The sequence below is a fragment of the Methylobacterium sp. 190mf genome, assembly GCF_900107945.1.
GTDB lineage: Bacteria > Pseudomonadota > Alphaproteobacteria > Rhizobiales > Beijerinckiaceae > Methylobacterium.
Map to the genome: position 1 here is coordinate 1 of NZ_FNVI01000031.1, position 15732 is coordinate 15732.

16 protein-coding genes are annotated in these 15732 nt (G+C 66.0%); 7 read left to right on the forward strand and 9 right to left on the reverse strand.

The annotated features are described in order from the left end of the window. Positions 1–282, forward strand: a 282-nt coding sequence (locus C4T42_RS26885; RefSeq protein WP_146074036.1) for a transposase, incomplete at its 5' end; no start/stop codon positions are given. A 125-nt stretch (positions 283–407) separates the two neighbouring features. On the opposite strand, the gene C4T42_RS26890 is transcribed toward C4T42_RS26885, so the two are convergent. The 3 genes from C4T42_RS26890 to C4T42_RS26900 all read right to left on the reverse strand — a co-directional run bounded on the left by C4T42_RS26890 (position 408) and on the right by C4T42_RS26900 (position 3636). Next, complete coding sequence (locus C4T42_RS26890) at positions 408–1355, reverse strand: hypothetical protein (RefSeq protein WP_103986164.1); 948 nt, start codon at positions 1353–1355, stop codon at positions 408–410. Between the two features lie 170 nt (positions 1356–1525). Beyond that, positions 1526–1912 (reverse strand): hypothetical protein, encoded by a 387-nt coding sequence (locus C4T42_RS26895; protein WP_146074037.1) that lies wholly within the window; start codon positions 1910–1912, stop codon positions 1526–1528. Between the two features lie 44 nt (positions 1913–1956). Then, entirely contained in the window at positions 1957–3636 is a 1680-nt protein-coding gene (locus tag C4T42_RS26900) for a polysaccharide deacetylase family protein (RefSeq protein ID WP_103986166.1), read from the reverse strand. A gap of 305 nt (positions 3637–3941) precedes the next feature. Between C4T42_RS26900 and C4T42_RS26905 the strand changes: the two genes are divergently transcribed. Then, positions 3942–4667, forward strand: coding sequence for a L,D-transpeptidase (locus C4T42_RS26905; RefSeq protein WP_103986167.1), 726 nt, complete (start codon positions 3942–3944; stop codon positions 4665–4667). Positions 4668–4884: 217 nt separating this feature from the next. On the opposite strand, the gene C4T42_RS26910 is transcribed toward C4T42_RS26905, so the two are convergent. Continuing rightward, complete coding sequence (locus C4T42_RS26910; protein ID WP_146074038.1) at positions 4885–5880, reverse strand: hypothetical protein; 996 nt, start codon at positions 5878–5880, stop codon at positions 4885–4887. A gap of 207 nt (positions 5881–6087) precedes the next feature. Beyond that, a complete protein-coding gene (locus tag C4T42_RS26915) occupies positions 6088–6405 on the reverse strand; it encodes an SH3 domain-containing protein (protein ID WP_244603288.1) in 318 nt (105 codons plus the stop codon). A gap of 1986 nt (positions 6406–8391) precedes the next feature. On the opposite strand from C4T42_RS26915, the gene C4T42_RS26925 reads away from it, so the two are divergent. From C4T42_RS26925 to C4T42_RS31610, 5 genes are all read left to right on the forward strand, one after another. After that, a complete protein-coding gene (locus tag C4T42_RS26925; RefSeq protein WP_103986171.1) occupies positions 8392–9171 on the forward strand; it encodes a DUF459 domain-containing protein in 780 nt (259 codons plus the stop codon). A gap of 53 nt (positions 9172–9224) precedes the next feature. Continuing rightward, positions 9225–10568 carry a GDSL-type esterase/lipase family protein gene (locus C4T42_RS26930; RefSeq protein ID WP_244603289.1) on the forward strand — a complete coding sequence of 448 codons (1344 nt, stop codon included), beginning with the start codon at positions 9225–9227 and terminating at the stop codon, positions 10566–10568. Then, the gene (locus tag C4T42_RS26935) at positions 10549–11985 is read left to right on the forward strand and encodes an MBOAT family protein (protein ID WP_103986173.1); all 1437 of its coding nucleotides are present in this window, start codon (positions 10549–10551) and stop codon (positions 11983–11985) included. The genes C4T42_RS26930 and C4T42_RS26935 overlap by 20 nt, the downstream gene beginning before the upstream one ends. Positions 11986–11999: 14 nt before the next feature. Continuing rightward, the gene (locus C4T42_RS26940; RefSeq protein WP_103986174.1) at positions 12000–12329 is read left to right on the forward strand and encodes a hypothetical protein; all 330 of its coding nucleotides are present in this window, start codon (positions 12000–12002) and stop codon (positions 12327–12329) included. 111 nt (positions 12330–12440) lie between these two features. Beyond that, entirely contained in the window at positions 12441–12848 is a 408-nt protein-coding gene (locus tag C4T42_RS31610) for a hypothetical protein (RefSeq protein ID WP_146074039.1), read from the forward strand. Positions 12849–13119: 271 nt separating this feature from the next. Here C4T42_RS31610 and C4T42_RS26945 read toward each other — a convergent pair whose 3' ends face one another. The 4 genes from C4T42_RS26945 to C4T42_RS26960 all read right to left on the reverse strand — a co-directional run bounded on the left by C4T42_RS26945 (position 13120) and on the right by C4T42_RS26960 (position 15642). Continuing rightward, positions 13120–14013, reverse strand: a complete 894-nt coding sequence (locus C4T42_RS26945) for a hypothetical protein (protein ID WP_146074040.1) — start codon at positions 14011–14013, stop codon at positions 13120–13122. 18 nt (positions 14014–14031) lie between these two features. Beyond that, entirely contained in the window at positions 14032–14400 is a 369-nt protein-coding gene (locus C4T42_RS26950; RefSeq protein WP_244603290.1) for a hypothetical protein, read from the reverse strand. 163 nt (positions 14401–14563) lie between these two features. After that, entirely contained in the window at positions 14564–15025 is a 462-nt protein-coding gene (locus C4T42_RS31615; protein ID WP_181049222.1) for a hypothetical protein, read from the reverse strand. A gap of 254 nt (positions 15026–15279) precedes the next feature. Beyond that, a complete protein-coding gene (locus C4T42_RS26960) occupies positions 15280–15642 on the reverse strand; it encodes a hypothetical protein (protein ID WP_103986177.1) in 363 nt (120 codons plus the stop codon). Between the last annotated feature and the right edge of the window lie 90 nt (positions 15643–15732).

Below are 15732 nucleotides of genomic sequence, written 5' to 3' on the forward strand. Positions count from 1 at the left end.
CGACGGGCCTGGGGCGAGGTGGTCCCGTTCTACGCCTTCCCCGGCGAGGTGCGCCGGATCCTGTACACGACCAACGCCATCGAGGCCCTGAACGCCACGCTGCGCCGGGCCGTGCGCGCCCGCGGGCACTTCCCGACCGACGAGGCCGCGCTGAAGCTGCTCTACCTGGTCTTGAACCGCTCCGAGAAGGCGTGGAAGATGGGCCCGCGTGAGTGGGTCATGGCCAAGGCGCAGTTCGCCGTCATCTTCGGCGAGCGCTTCACCCGGGCCATGGCGGCCTGATGTTCAACCCGCCGCCCGCACACGGAATTCCTGACAGTCCCCGCGCCGTCCGGGACGACCGCGCGCCCGATCGAGTGTGTCTTCAGAAAGCGTCCCGCTCAGGCGGTGCCACGGCACGCGCCCTCTCATCGGACCTGGAAGGTCATCTTCCTGCGCGGGACTTGGCCCCATTGAAGGGCTACGAACCGATCTCCGGTTACTACGATGCTGTCTTGAGGAGCTTCGCCTGCGGCCACCAGAGCGTTCAGCGCCACTTGACCGCGACCGGGGGAGAACGGACCAACCACGACGACCGACCAGCCATTGTCGTAGAGGAACACGGAGGTGTTGGCATTCCGCTGCCTGATGATCTCCGCAACGGGGAGCGCGAACTCAAAGCGCTTGCGGCTGGCGACCTGCACCCATTCGCCGTAGCCTGACCACTGCCCGCCGCCTGAAGGCCGGTATGCCGATGGCGCGTGGTCCGGTGAGCCGGCCTGCTGCGTGGGGCCTGCGGCCGTCTGGGCTGGCAGCTTGTCCTCCACCCAGTTCGCTTCAATGCCGAGCCGCCGAGCATCCGGAGGGGTCAACCAATTGACCTCGTTCGGTCCCGCTTGCGTCAGGTATAGGATCGCCGGCGTCGAGAGCCCGATCTGGCTGAGATAAGCTCCAACGACAGCGTTGCCGGCTGCAGCGACCTCATTCCGGCCCTCTCTCCTCTCCCAAGCAGCGTGGAACCCGACCCGCGCCCCGGGGGCGACCAGTCGCTGCTGCCCTCCAAGCCAGGCGAGGGCACAGGCCGAGGCGCAAAACTTCGGCACCACGGTCGTAAAGCCCTTGAGCCGAACAGCCTTGCCGATCTCCAGTCCGGCCTGGAGATTACCTCCGGGCCCGCTCAAGAGCACCATGGCCTTCCCGAGGCCGAGCGCCACATCGGCGAACTTTCGTTCATCGCCGTACACCAATTGGCCGGCGATCAAGATTACCGGCACACCACCGATAGTCCTGCGCTCGATCTCAGCGGCCGAGGTCGATCCGGCCGCCACACTCGAGCCTAGAACCACACCGAGGATGATGCGCGATAAGACGTTCATACTGCCACTCTCGTCGGGACCTGGGATTGCGCGCCGACGCAACGAGTGTTGGTGTCAGGGGTTACTGCGCCCTCAAAACGCAAAAACCTCCCTCAACTGTGGTGAACAGTTTCGCGAGACAACTGACGAAAATTTGTCATGTCGATCGCCATGTTCTTCGAGACAGCCTCTCAGCCACTCGCCTGGCAGCGATACAGAGTGTGTCCATCCGCGCGCATGCGCTCCGGGCCGATCGCATCGAACACCACCGTCTTCAGCACCGCGTTCTGCTCGCTATGGAAGTCCTCCAAGCTGACGTAGCAGTGCATGTAAAATCGATAGCCGATGCGCGTGTCAGTCTTACGGTCGAGCCGGCAGTAGCGGTCCTGAGCGGACACCGCAGGCTCAGCGCCCGCCTTTAAGCGCACGGTGAACATCGTCCCCTGATCCGAGGACCGGCACTCCTGGGCGGTCAGAGCCCAGCGACCCTCCGGCGAGTTGTTGTCCTGCGCAAGACACATCCCGCTCAAGCTCAACAGCAACACAGAGCCGGCGCCGAAGCGGCCAAGGGACGACATGACGATCTCCAAATAGCTGAACTGTTGCGGAGCTTGGCCGCAGATCAGTGGCTGATCTCGACGAAGCCCACCCCAGCGTTCGCGACAGGGGTAAGTTCTACGAACCCGGTCCGTTTAGCCGACGCGGGTGCCGTCGCGCCCGCGCGTTCGGCCTGGCCCGAGGCCACGCCCGCGCTCTGGGCGAGCGTCAAGCGTTGCGCCTCAAGGCGTCCCGCAACGGCCCCCAACACTGAGCGGACCGGCGCACGAAGACCGACGCTTGGCATGGCTTCGGTGGAAGTCGCCCGAGAAGCTGGCTGGGCTGCGGCCGCGCTGGCCTGTACAAACTCAGGCGCAGGCTCGTCGGAGCGCTCGCCGGCCCGCGGCTGAACGACGGCGACGCGCACCGGAACCGGTGACGGCGGAGTCGCAGCAGCGACCCTGTTCGGTATCTCGCGCGGCTCCGCGGTGTTCGCAGCTGTCGAGGCCAGGAAGGCTCCTTCGGCCGGCGGAGCGGCCGAGGAAGGGGTGGGCGCCTGTCCGGAGGAGCCGTCGTTCACACGGATAGGGGATACGGCCTGAGACGCCGCTGCTGCCGCAACTGGTTTCGCGTGAGCGGGCGGATCGGCCCAGGCCTGAGCGGGTTTAGCGCCCGCAAATGGATCGGCAGTCAGGGCCGCCATCCGAACCGTGACGTTCAATCCGAAGGGAGCATTCACCGTGCTCGGCAGGATCGGCGATCGCTCGTCCCGATCAGCGTAGCTCGGACGGAGCAGCGGCATACCCTCGTCAGCTGAGGCGACGCTCACGCGTTCACGCGCAGGCTTCCCCGGCTCCGCGGGCGGACGCAGCGCTGTGGCGCCATCAATCGTCCTATCCGTCGCCGCAACAAGCGTCGCTTGCGCCCGCTCCAGGCGTGCCAGGGCTGCTTGCATGCGTCGGTCGGTCGGCCCGTCCAGGGCCGCTAGCGCTTGGCGGGTATCGGCTTGCTCCGGCACAACGTGAACGACGCGGTAGCCGCGCGCCTTCAACTGCCGCAGCAGTTCCGGCAACATCGCGACCGTGCGTGGCTGGATGTCGTGCAGGAGGATGATGCCTTTGCCGCGCTGGTCCAACTGGGCGAGCACACGCTCCATCACCTGGCTCGGCGTGACTCGGCGCCAGTCGTTGCCCTCGACGTCGTTGCTGAAAGGGATCAGGTTCTGATCGGCCGCGTACCGATCGAGGGCACGCGAGGTGCCGAGCCCCGGAAACCGGAAGAACGGTGAGAGGGCAGGGTCCGCGTCACCGAGCACAGCGCGCGCAGCGATGAGGCCGGCGTTGATCTGATCGTGCTGCGCGGACGCATCGCGGACGCGGTTGAGATAGCGATGCGACCATGTGTGGGTCGCAATTGTGTGTCCCTCAGCTGCCGTACGGCGGAGCAGATCTGGAAATTCAGCGACCATGCTGCCGACGACGAAGAATGTAGCCTTCACACACTCCGCGCGCAGGGCATCGAGCACCGCCGATGTCCGCCGGGGCATCGGACCGTCGTCAAAGGTGAGCACGACTTCGCCCCGCTCTAGGGGCAGAGTGCGACGGTAGTTCGTAGCACCAACCGGTCCGTAGCTGACCGGAACGGTCAAGATTCGGCTGGTTCCGAGGGCATCTTCGGAGCAACCCGCCGCATCAGCGCGAGCTGCCATCACCGAGGCGAGCCCCACGAGAGCAACGCTGCACAAACGGCGCACGAACAACCTCATGGAACTGCGGCGGCGTCGCTATCTCTCTGCGCGTACACGATAAGGTGAGGTGAATAGATATAGTTAGCTCTTCGTTAAAACACCCTCGATTGCCAGAGACCATGAGTGATCAAAGGGCTACGTACGATCAAGCCGCCCCGGCAAGCGCTGCTTTGCGCCATGAGACCGGGGCTTTGTCAAAAGTGCACTTTGAGACAATAGGCCCAGCCGTCAGTTATACGGGCAGAAAGCAACTCGATTTCAGAATTTCTGAACTTTTCCGCAGCATACCCGCGGCCATATGGGTTTTTAGGAACGCTGCTCAAATGCGGCCAGAGGTTCGGTCCGGTTTTGCCATCGTGGTGGCCTTGGCGGTGACGGGCGTGAGTGCCGCACGCGCAGCGCCCGATCCTCACGGTGCGTACACCGACGGCTTCCTGGCGTTCATCCTCAAAGATCGTGTGAGTGCGCCCGTGGCCGCGATTGCCAAGCCGGCCACGGCGGAAATACGTGCGGCCACCCAACTCGCGTCGCTGCCAGACGCATCGCTGCCGGATGGGTCATCAGAGCGGCCGGCCATCGTCACCCCGGCCCTTCAGCCCGCGATTGCGGCGCCCCATCGCGGCGAGATCGTAGACTTCAAGGGGACGCAGCCGCCGGGCACAATCGTCGTCGATTCGCAGGCCCGCCTCCTGTATTTGGTCCAGTCGGGCGGGAAAGCCACGCGCTACCACGTCGCCGTCGGCAAGCCCGGCGCGGCATGGCGCGGCGTCGAGATCGTCAGTGAGAAGCGCCGCTGGCCGGACTGGACGCCAACTCCAGACATGCGGAGACGCCGCCCCGGTCTGCCCAGTCATGTGGCAGGCGGACCGCGCAATCCGCTCGGCGCGCGCGCTCTGTATCTTGGTTCCTCCATGTACCGCATCCACGGCACGACCGACCCTGCCTCGATCGGCCGAGCGGCGTCATCCGGCTGCATTCGGATGCTCAACGACGACGTGATCGAACTCTTCGAACAAGTGCCTGTCGGAACGCGCGTCGAGGTGCTGTGAGTTTTGGGCGGCATGCGGGCAGCACGATCGTCTCTGCGCAAAGCGCAATGCTTGCACGCGGTCAGTGACGGGACGCGAGGAGGGGCGTGTCGTGGCACGGGCAGGATCCGCGACCTCTCGGCCGCAGGAGCGCGTAACCGCCCTCCGCAACTGACGCGGTGGTCACAGACAACGTGATGAATACCGGCAAACTTATGCGGGGCGTGAACCTGCCTGATCAACAGCCGTTGATCGGCCTGATGCGGGCGATGAAGCTCCCAGCGTCAGATCGCGTGACTGTTGCGATGGATAGCCCGTCGCATGACGGTCCCGTTCCTTTGCGGTACCGGTAGCGCACCTCTACTTCGCCCCCGGCGAGCGACCGAATCGAAGTCAGCCGCAGGGGATCAGCGAGGCTGGCGTAGAACTTCGAAATCGCTTGCGAAGCGTAGGGACCTGAGTTGCGGCGTTCGGGAACAACGAGGCTCGTCGCCACCCTGCCATCCGCACGTCCGAGCGCCTCGTAAAAGGCTCGGACCACCGCGGTGGCGTCGCTGCCGGTAACGATCGGCGGGCTCGGCACGATCGTGTCCGATGGCCCCTTGGGAACGTCCAGGCGAGCCAGGAAGGCCGTGGCGATCGCGGAGGCGAGCAGATCGGTCCCGCTCCCCAGCCTCACGTCCAGCCTCAAGAGCGCAGGGTCGCCGTCGGCCGAAGTCTCGAAGACCACCACCCCCGAGGTCTCTTCAAGTCCATAGGGCGGCCCGCCTGGATGCCCGAGACCTCGCGTGCCCCCGGGGGTCGCAAAGGTGACGACCGTCTTCGAGAGGCGCTGGATGCGATCGTGCGGCCAGGGCGAGAAAGCGTAAGTTCCAGGCTCATCGACACCCTCGTCACGGACCCGTTCGGCGAACCCGCGCGCCTGCGGGAACAGGCGGCCCGCCACGCGGGCGACCTCGAATCTGCCTGAGGTCGCGCCGTCGGCAAACCGGCGGCGGACCATAGGCCCCCGGTAGCCGCCATTCACCGGGTCGAAAACCGCGTCGGGCGGCACGACGTACAGGACGTCGCCGTTCGATCCCGACTGGGCATGGCAGGACCATGCCCGAGGCGCGAGGACACCGTGGGCCGCATCGGACGAGGTGGTGAAGAAGGCCAGGGATGCCGCGGTGCCCTGCGGGATCAGCACACGGGTGGTGGGCGACGTCCTGGGCGGTGGCTGATCGTCGACCATCCCGCCGACAGGACAGCCTATGACGGGAACTTGAGAGTTGAGAAGCGGGACCGGATTGCTCGCACCTGAGCGCAGGCCCCAGTACGACTGGGCGAGCGCGCCGCCGTCAGGATTCGTCTGGGCAGAGACCGCCCCTTCGAACCATGGAGGCAGAAGCAGGGCGCAGCCGAGGTGGGCGACAACCCGTATCCCGCTCCGAGGCGGCATTCACTCTGCCTCCTCGTCGAGATTGCGCCCGCGGCGCACAGGCGGGGCTTCGGGGTAGACGAAGCGCCGCGAGACCCAGCCCTCGACCTTCCGGTAGCGGATGAAGATCCAGGTTCCGCTGCGCTCCCCGGTGGGGATGATTCCACGCCCATCCGGCGGGATGACACCGACTATTCGTGCGTCCGCAGTCGGATACTCACGCACATTGAGGACGTCATTCGGGGCTGTATCAATCACCCGAAGGGAGGATTGCGCGAAGGCGACGCCAGGCACGGCAAGAAGGAAACCGGCCGCGATCATCCTGAATTCTTTCAACACCTGGTAGCCTCACGGTATGCCATTCTTGCCGAACGAAATCATGCTGGCCAGTAGAAACTGGGCTTTTGCAAAACTTATTTAATACACCTCATCCCGCAGGCATTTCGATGCGCAGGGTTACTGCACAATCAACACCGGTGCTCATCTTATGGACCCCGGGATCACACCTCTGACCGCACTAGCTCGGTGTCTTGGCACCAAGGTTTTGTCACTCCCCGCTCAGAGAACCGGCTACGTGAACCGCCGCGCTGCGCGATCTGCCCGGCCGGTCGATCGACCGAGCGAGGTGGCGTGGTCCACGAGCCCGTCGACGATCGACAGGCGCTTCCTGGACACGGCAGCGCATTCGGATCGGTTGGCGAGATCGCCGGAGCAACAGGGACGTCGCCTGTCCGCGCTGCCGGAGCGGTGATCCGTCCCGCCCCAGCAGCCAAGCCCGGTTTCGTTCGATATCTACGAGTTCTCTCGTGGAGCCAGGAGTTAGCCGACGGTCACCTTCACATAACGCGAGTGAATCCAGCCCGCCTTGCATGGGCCGGTATACGGCATCCGCGTCGGCCAGGGTGTTCCCGTGTTGCAGGCCATCGAGGCTCCATAGACGACCCCGAGCCAGGGGCCGTGCTCGTCGCAGATGATGACCTCGCTACCGTTGTAGAGGCGATCGAGCTCGGAGTAAGACTTTCCGCCTGGCCCACTCCGGACGGAGAGGAAGCCATCCCCCCTCGGATCGAGCCCGACGACGTAGCCGGCGCCTACGCAGGCGTCGTACTTCTCGCTCCCACCGATCACAATTGGGACATCAATTTTCCTTCCACCCCCGGCCATCCAGGCGACCTTCGATCGAAGCGCAGCTGTCAGGACTGCCGCTCGCAACTGGGGGCCGTCGGGCCACGCGCAGATCCGCGCGCCCGCATGAACCCAGCAGCCCCCCTGAACCGCGACGTCGCCGGGAGGGCCATCAGCATGGATTGCTGCTGCAAAGCCGTTCCAGCGCACCTGCGCTTCACCAGAGGTGGCATCGCTAACAGCGCTGACGAAGGACCCGCGACGAGGCCCACCACTCGGTTGGAAGCTTCCTCCGGGCTGGGGTCGGGTTCCACAGGACCCATTTCTATGAACTCGTCCCTGAATCGAGATCGGGCAGTCGCCCGGCGTCACCTCGTCCGCCCTGGCAGCCCCCGACCCAAAGGCCGTGACACCCACAAGCGCAAGCATCGCCAGACCGCGCATCCAGACCTCCAGAAATCAGGTTCCGTACGATGCCACTCGCTGAGCGCGATCGCGAGACAGAGGTCAGGCGGATCTCGGCCGATGGTTTCTCACCGGTTCAGATGGAGTATCACCACCGTGGAGCCGCAATCGGCCGGGACCGGCCGCGCGTGAGTGGGTACCAACCGTCAGGTTTTGACCACCAGCAAGCGAGGCGGCCAGGCTCCGCACCTTGACGACCTGCATCCCGAGAGCGTGCTGCTGGAATGCACACCGGTGGCCAGCATCGGCGGCCTTGCCGCCTGCCTACGAGGCGGGGCATCGATGCGCAATCCGGACGCGCCGATTAGCGCTCTCATTTAAAGGCGCAAGAGTCTCAAGGGCGTAATATCTCGTAAACCAATCCGATTAACCGGAATTTATGCCGTCGAGATCAGATTAGTTGCATCTAGGTTGGCTCGTACCGGTGGTCGAGCTTCAAGGTCGAAGACCATGCCCCGCGGCACCATCGTAGAACGCCGACGCTCGACCGACGCGTGCAGACTCGTGTCGAGACGCTTTCGGGGCCCGACCGCTACCTCGGCTGCACAGACACGCCCGTGACGGTCCGGGTGCCGCCTCGGCGGTGACCTCGGAGATCGCCATCGCTGGTCGCCGGGTCTCCGACCGAACGCCGGCCCAGAATTCAGCTTGGAAGGGTCAGCCCCGCGGAATCACCCGACGGGGGCCGTCGATCCGGCGCGCCGCGGCGGCCGCGCGCGGTCAAGGATGGAAGTCATGGAAATCGGCACTCTGTCCCGCCGCACCCTCCTGGGTGCTTTCGCCGCGGTACCCCTCGCGACGCGGTCCGCCTCGGCTGCCGCCGACGAGATCCGCGTCGCCTTCGTGGGCGACTCGCTCTCTGATGGGATGTGGGGCGGCGCAACGCGCCTCGTCTCGCACGAGGCTTGCCTCGTCTCTCGAATCAAGCTCGGACGCTTTGCCGAAAACGGCACCGGCCTGACGCGACCCGCGAAGTTCGACTGGATCGCCGAAAGCAAAGGCGTGGTCGCGAAATTCAAGCCGACCCTCTCCGTCGTGTCGCTCGGCTTGAACGATCGGCAGAGCATCGTCGATGCCGATCGCAAGCGGTTTGATCTCGGTACTCCGGCGTGGCGGACGCGCTATGCCGAACTCAGCCAGGCTCTGGTTCGGAACCTCAGGTCCGGCGACGCCGGCGTGCTCTGGATCGGTCTGCCGATCCTGCGTGACAAGCCGGCCCAGGACGATGCGGCTGAGAAGAACGCGATCTTCGCGGACGCGATCAGGCACTTGAGCGATCCGAAGGTCCGCTTCGTCGCGCCCTGGCGCCAGAACCCAACCGGGCCGGACGCCTTTCAGCCCTATGGTCACGACCTTCACGGAGCCGAGGTCCAGATCCGGGCGACGGACGGCATCCACTTCACCGCGGCGGGCTACGACCTCGTCTCCGCGCATCTCCTGCGCGAGGTCGCCGGCTTCCTGAAGGGGCAGGGCGTCGCGTTGACCTATCCCTGCCAGCAGCAGGCGCGACGGTGAGCTTCCCCGGAGGCCGGCGCGGCATTCTCGCCGCCTCCAGTGCGGCGGTCCTAATGCCGCTGGCCGTCGGCGCGCTCGTTCCGACCGGCTTCCAGTTGCCGGCGACGCCGGCCGCGTCCGCCAATGCCGCGCGATCGGCCGCCCCTGGGCCGATGCCCCCCGGATCAGCGTCGGTCGTATCCGTCCGCTTCCAGGCGGATGCAGGCGCCGCCGATCACGACGGCCTTCGCATTCGCACTAGACGCAGAGGTGTGTCGATCCTTCAGATCGGCGACAGCCACACCGCGGCCGATCTGTTCGCGGACGCGGTCCGGCAGGTGCTGTGGCGAAAATTCGGGACCGGTGGCATCGGCTACCTTAGCGTGGGCACGCCCCATCCAGGGGTGCGCAGCAATCTTCTAAAGGTATCGGGGAGTTCCGGCTGGAGATACGAGGGTATTCAGCGTTCCGCGCACACGGACGTGTTCGGTCTCTCAGGCTTCAACGCCAGCACAAGCAGCGAAGGTGAGACGCTGTCCTTCGTGGGCTCGAACCCGGAGCCGTATGCGCGCGTCGAGCTCGAGGTCCGGATCGGACCGGACGCGGGATCAATCATCGTAGAGATCGACGATGAACCGCGGCTTAAAGCATCGCTTGCCGCCACGAAGCCCGGAACGAGGGTCATCGAGATTCCGGCTCCCGCCGGCGGTGGCACCTTCCGGAAGCTCGTCCTCAGGACGGGCGAGGCCAAGCCGGTGACGGTCTCAGCCCTGGGCGTCTTCCGCGAGGGCAGGGGCGTCACCTACAGCAGCGTCGGCTTCCCGGGCGCCACCATCGATGTCCTCGGCAGATTCGCCGAAGCCGTCCTCCGCGACGATCTCGGCCGCTTGGCGCCCGACATCGTGGTGCTGGCCTTCGGGACCAACGAGGGCTTCGACGCCAAGCTCGACCCCGTCGCGTACCGGGAGCGCTACCTCTCGGCGATCCGAGAGATTCGTGCGGCCTTGCCGAAGGCGCGCATCGTGATGATCGGTCCGCCTCAGGGCGAGCGTCCACTCCCGACCTGCAAGCCCGCCGAGGGCCAGCCCTGCCCGCCGCCGACACCGGCCGTGGATCACCCGGCGCCCGCCGACGGGGAGGGGGCCTGTCCGCAACGACCGGCGCAGCTCGACAAGGTGCGCGCAGTGCAGCGCCGTATCGCAGAGGCCGAACGAATTCCTTTCTGGGACTGGTGGGCGATCATGCCGGGGGGCTGCGGCGCATCCCGCTGGGCGGCTGCGGATCCGGCGCTGATGGCGAAGGACCACGTCCATTTCACGAAGGCGGGCTATCGGAAGGGGGGCGAGGCCTTCGCCGCCTTCATCGAGCCGGAAGTCAGGGCGGCGTTCAGAGGCGAAGATGCTGTTTCCAACGATTGAGTTCGCCCTGTTCTTCATGCTCGTGCTGCCCTGCGCGTGGCTGACGAACCAACACAACGAGCTCAAGAAGCTCGTACTCGTATTGGCGAGCTACGTCTTCTACAGCTTCTGGAGCGTCCCCTTCCTCCTGCTTCTCTTCCTATCGTCGCTGTTCAACTACGCCTTCGGCCTGATGATCGAGAGCAGCGCCGGAACGAGACGGAGCGGGACCCTCGTGGGGATCGCGGTCGTCTGCAATCTCCTGCCGCTGTGCTTCTTCAAGTATTTCGATTTCGCAGCCGCTCAGATTCGTTCTCTGGCCGGGCTGGCCGGCATCGATGTCGATTTCGGGTCGACTGGCGTCGCGGTGCCTGTGGCGATCTCGTTCCTCACCTTCCACGGCATCTCATACGTCGTCGACATCCATCGGGGTAAGGTCCAGGCGTCGCGCTCGCTCGTCGATCTGCTCCTCTACATCAGCTTCTTCCCGCACCTCGTCGCCGGACCGATCGTGCGCGCTTCCGAGTTCCTCGGGCAGCTCGCAAAGCCGTCTGATCCCAGAAACATCGATCTCGGCGGCAGCGCTCTGCTGATCCTCGGCGGCCTGTTCAAGAAGGTCGTCGTCGCGAGCCACCTCTCGATCCTGTTCGTGGATCCGGTCTTCACGAACCCACAGGCCTATGGGTCGGTCGACCTGATCCTGGCCGTCTACGCCTACGCGATCGTCATCTACTGCGACTTCAGCGCCTATACGGATATCGCGATCGGCGTCGCCGATCTCCTCGGCTACAAGTTCCCCCGGAATTTCGACCAGCCGTACATCGCGCTCTCGCTGCAGGAGTTCTGGCGGCGCTGGCACATCACGCTGTCGACGTGGCTGCGTGACTATCTCTACATCCCGCTCGGCGGCGGCCGGGGCGGGCCGTGGCTGACCTACCGCAACTTGATCCTGACCATGGTGCTCGGTGGCCTGTGGCACGGGGCAGGCCTGCAGTTCATCGTCTGGGGCGCGTTGCACGGTTTCGGCCTGGCGGCGGAGCGCCTGATGCGCGAGTCCACCGACGCGTCCGGCCGGTTCCGCCAATTTCTGCGCAGCGAGGCCGGGCAGACGCTGCGCTGGCTCGCCGTGTTCCACTTCGTCTGCATCGCCTGGGTGTTCTTCCGGTCGCCGGATGCAGCCGGTGCGGTCGACTACCTAGCCACGATCGCGCGGCGGGTGGGAGACGGGGCGCCGCTGACGGTTTCGCCGCTCGTCCTGGTTCTGATGATGGCAGGTTTCCTCACGCAGCTCCTCCCGCCTTCGGCCTACGAAGCCGCCGACAGCTCGTTCCGGAAGGTCGCTCTCGCCGGAAAGGTCGCCTTCAGCACCGCCGCGATATGGTCTGTGATCATGCTGGCGCCGTCCGGCATGGCGCCGTTCATCTACTTTCAATTCTGAGGACCAGATCAGCCATGTCCTACATGCCGACTGCCGTCGAGCCCGCGATCGCGGTGCGGGCCGGCGAGATCGTGCCGGACCTCATGCTCGGAACGGGGGGCCGTACCGGGTTTGGGCCGGCGGGGCGCACGGTCGCCGCGGTGTGGGCGACGTGTCTTCTCCTGGCCCTCGCCTATCCGCAAGCTCTCGCCTCCTGGCTCGACGACTTCGAGCCGAACCCGGTCATCGACGTCGCGCAGAGCTGCGTCGGCCGCCTTGTCGCGGTCTCAGAGAGCCTCGGTGTCGCCCGGCTCTCGGGCGCCGTGCGCGACGTGGGCAGGAGCATCGTGCGGAAGCCGGACTGAGCGGCCGAGGAAATCCGTAGCAGGAATACCAAGACGATGGATCGGAACGCGTTACGCACCGTGGCCCTGCTGGCGACCCTATGCCTCGGCTCGGGAGCTCAGGCCTCCTGCATGGTCGTCGGCGACAGCATCGGCGTCGGCATCGGCGCCGCGCTGAAGGGCGTGTGCTCGAGCTCGGCGAAAGTCGGGATTAGCTCCACCGCGGTCGCTGACCGGGTGAGGGCGGGCTCCCATTGGACGATTGCTTCTCTGGGCAGCAACGACTTCCCGCGCGGTATCGGTCCGGCTCAGAGAGCTCAATCCGAGGCGCGCGTCCGCAGCGCCCTCGCCTCGACCTTAGCGAAGGCCGGCGACCGCTTGATCCTGATCCTACCGGCGAACGGCGCTCGAGGGACAGTTCAGAGCTGGGCGTCCTCGAACGGCGTGCGGACCGTACCATTCGCGCCGGGGCCGGACGGCATCCATCCCCGCAACTACACCTCGCTCGGAAGGGAGATCCGGAGCCGCATTGGAGAATAAATCTAGGGCAGGCGAGGGGACGGCCGACCAAGTCTCACGCCGACCGAAAAGGTCGGCCGAGCCGCGGCGTTGGGGGAAGGCAAGACCGGCATCGTTGGCGGCCGCTGCTCCCATCGGTCTACCCCGGACAGGTCTTCGTGTTGTCGAGCTCAAACCGAACCGCGGCCGCCAGGATCGGCTCGCACGATCGAGACGGCAGAGCCCTGTCGCGGAGACGCGAACGCGAACGAGGCCACGGTTCACGACCGAGCCTTCGACGGCATCCGCTTCGCTACCGTATCGCTTGGCGCGTCACCCTCTGGGAGAGATCGTAGGCGTCCTGGTAGCGGCCACCCAGGTGCATGTACGCGTTCTCGAGCGGGTCGATGAGTTCCCGGGCCTTGAGTTGCATCGGCACGCCGAACGCCGACGAGCCGAGCGTGTCGATCCTCAGTGCGGCCCAGGTGAAGCCCAGACACGATGAGACCTCTTCGCGCGCACGGGTGGCCTGCGCAGCCTTGCCGCAGCGTTCGACCTCCTCGTGCAAGCCGTTCATGCCCCACTCTCCGTAGATGGCTTTCGCCCGATCGACCGCCCGGGCGGCGATTGCGGAGATGTCGCCCCCGACGCCCTTCTTCGCCGAAGCGCGGCCGCGGAGGTGGTCCATCATGAACGCGTTCATCCATGCCAGCAGGTGAGCATGGAGGGACCTCGATGACTTCGTGCCGACGGCGTAATCGATCTCGTCGAGCTTCCAGCGGCCGTCCTCGAAGATGAACGAGAACCGTTGACGCTGCTGTTCGCTCCGCCCCTCGATGGGCACCGTGACCAGGGTCTCGACGACGGATCTCCGGCCATCGTTCCGGATGGTTCGGACGGCGTCGAACCGCGACGCGCCGGAGACGCTCTGACGGCCCGACAGCACGCTTCCATCGAAGAAGTTGCCTTGCGTCGAGCCGGCGCGCGTCCACGTGCGGGACAGATCGGCCGAGACCAGACGCGCCATGATCGGCGAACGCCAGGTCCCGAATAGCTCCTGTTCGCCGCCGGGCCGGTCATAGGAAACGAGTTCGCGAAACGCGGCCTCGGGTGAGGACGCCGTGTCCCTTCGGCCGTCGGCGAGGGCGAGCCCGGAGGTCACCAAGATTCCCGGCAGGAGAAGCGCCCAAAGCAGGCGTGTCGTCATCGCCGCCATCTTCGCCCGCTACGATCGTGAGCCGCGGCAGCGCCGATAAGGCCCGTTCTCGCCGCCGTTGATGCGCAGGGCCAGGGTGTCCCCCCGCAGGGACGCGACCACAATGGCGGGCCGCGCCGGGTCGGGGAAGCCGCATGCGCCCCGCCATGTCACGACGTCGCCAAGCCGCGACACGCTCTTGAAGTCGCATCGGAATTCGTCGCCGACGACGCTCAGTGGTCCGATGCCGATGGCCCCCTGCGAGGGCCAGCACTGGCGAGGGTCGGGCGCCCATTCTCCGACGATCGTTCGCCCCCCCGCCTGCGCGGGAGCGAACGACACGAACAGGGCAAGGGTCGCGGTCGCGAAGCAGGCGCGACGACGGGCATGAGGCTTCATGACGATCCGATCATTCCATTGCTAAGGCCCGCGCCCTGAGACAGGGCCAAGCTGGCCGAATGACATTTTGGCTAAAACGGGAGGCTATCTTCTGCGTGCAGAGCGATTGCCGCGTCGGCCTGCGGGCCGTTGCCGAGTTGGGGTGGCGACGTGGTGCTCGCCGCTACGGCAGCGCCACCGTCCAGCGCTTCCTGCCCGTAGGGCAGCAATGTCCGTCGCCCTTCCGCCAGACTTCCGTGTCGAAGGAGACGCCGCCGGGCGTGAAGGCGACGTTGGTGGCGGCCTTCCCGCTGAGGTTGGGGACCGTGCGAACGAACCGCCAGCCATCTTGCTCCTTCCGGAACACTGCGGCGGCGAACATCTCGGCATTGCCGGTGGGATCGTTGACATAGGTCGCGAAGGCGACGGCGGTCGATCCCGTCGGCGCGTAGCTGACGGTGACGTGCGAATCCTCGTCGAGGCGACACCCGCTCGGGTTGCCCTGCCTGTCGAAGCAGTTCAACGACCGATCGGTCGTGAACCACCTCTTCACGGCGCCCGCGGCAGGGCCGGGACGCACATCCGCGCTCGCCATTTGCGGGAGGGCCAGCACCAGCGCCGCGCTCAGCAGAACAACTTTCTTCAAGAGACAGGCTCCCGTTTGCGGCATCAAAGCGCACGACTCGAATGCCAGTCTCGAGGCATCGAGCGGGCGTGACGCGAGGCTCATCGTGGGGCGACGAGGCGGCCAGCGATCTTGGGAAAAAGAGACCAACATCTCTGGCCGGTCGGGGCATGGCGGGCCGAACCGGACACCGGCTCGGCGTCGTCACGGCTGAGGCGAGGACGACGTCGTTCCGGTCGCGCCCCGTCGACGCGCGAATGCGCTCGTCCTCGATCTCAGTAACCCGCCGCCGCGCCGGCAAGGGCAGCCCCAAAGAGGCCGAGAGCCGCACCGGCCGCCAGGGCGCCCGCGTCGGGTGCGTAATAGCCGGGGCCGTAATAGCCCGGGCCGTAATAGCCGTAACCACGGCCGTAATAGCCGCGGTAGCCGTAGTGCCGGTAGCCGCCGCGATACCCACCGAAATGACGGTATCCGCCTCCGAAGCCCCGTCCCGCATGGAAGCCGCCGAAGCCGCGCCCCCCGCCATGGACGCCGCCGAAGCCGCGGCCGCCACCGTGGAACCCGGCAGCCTCGGCCGCCGGAGCGGCCGCGAGGGCGAACGTGAGAATTGCAGTCGCGATCGCCAGAAACGTCTTCATGTCCGCACTCCCCGACCGGTCTAGATCGCCGGTGATGCAGGCGAAAATGATGCTGCCAACCTGAGATTGCGTGCTTTCGAACCGTAAAAT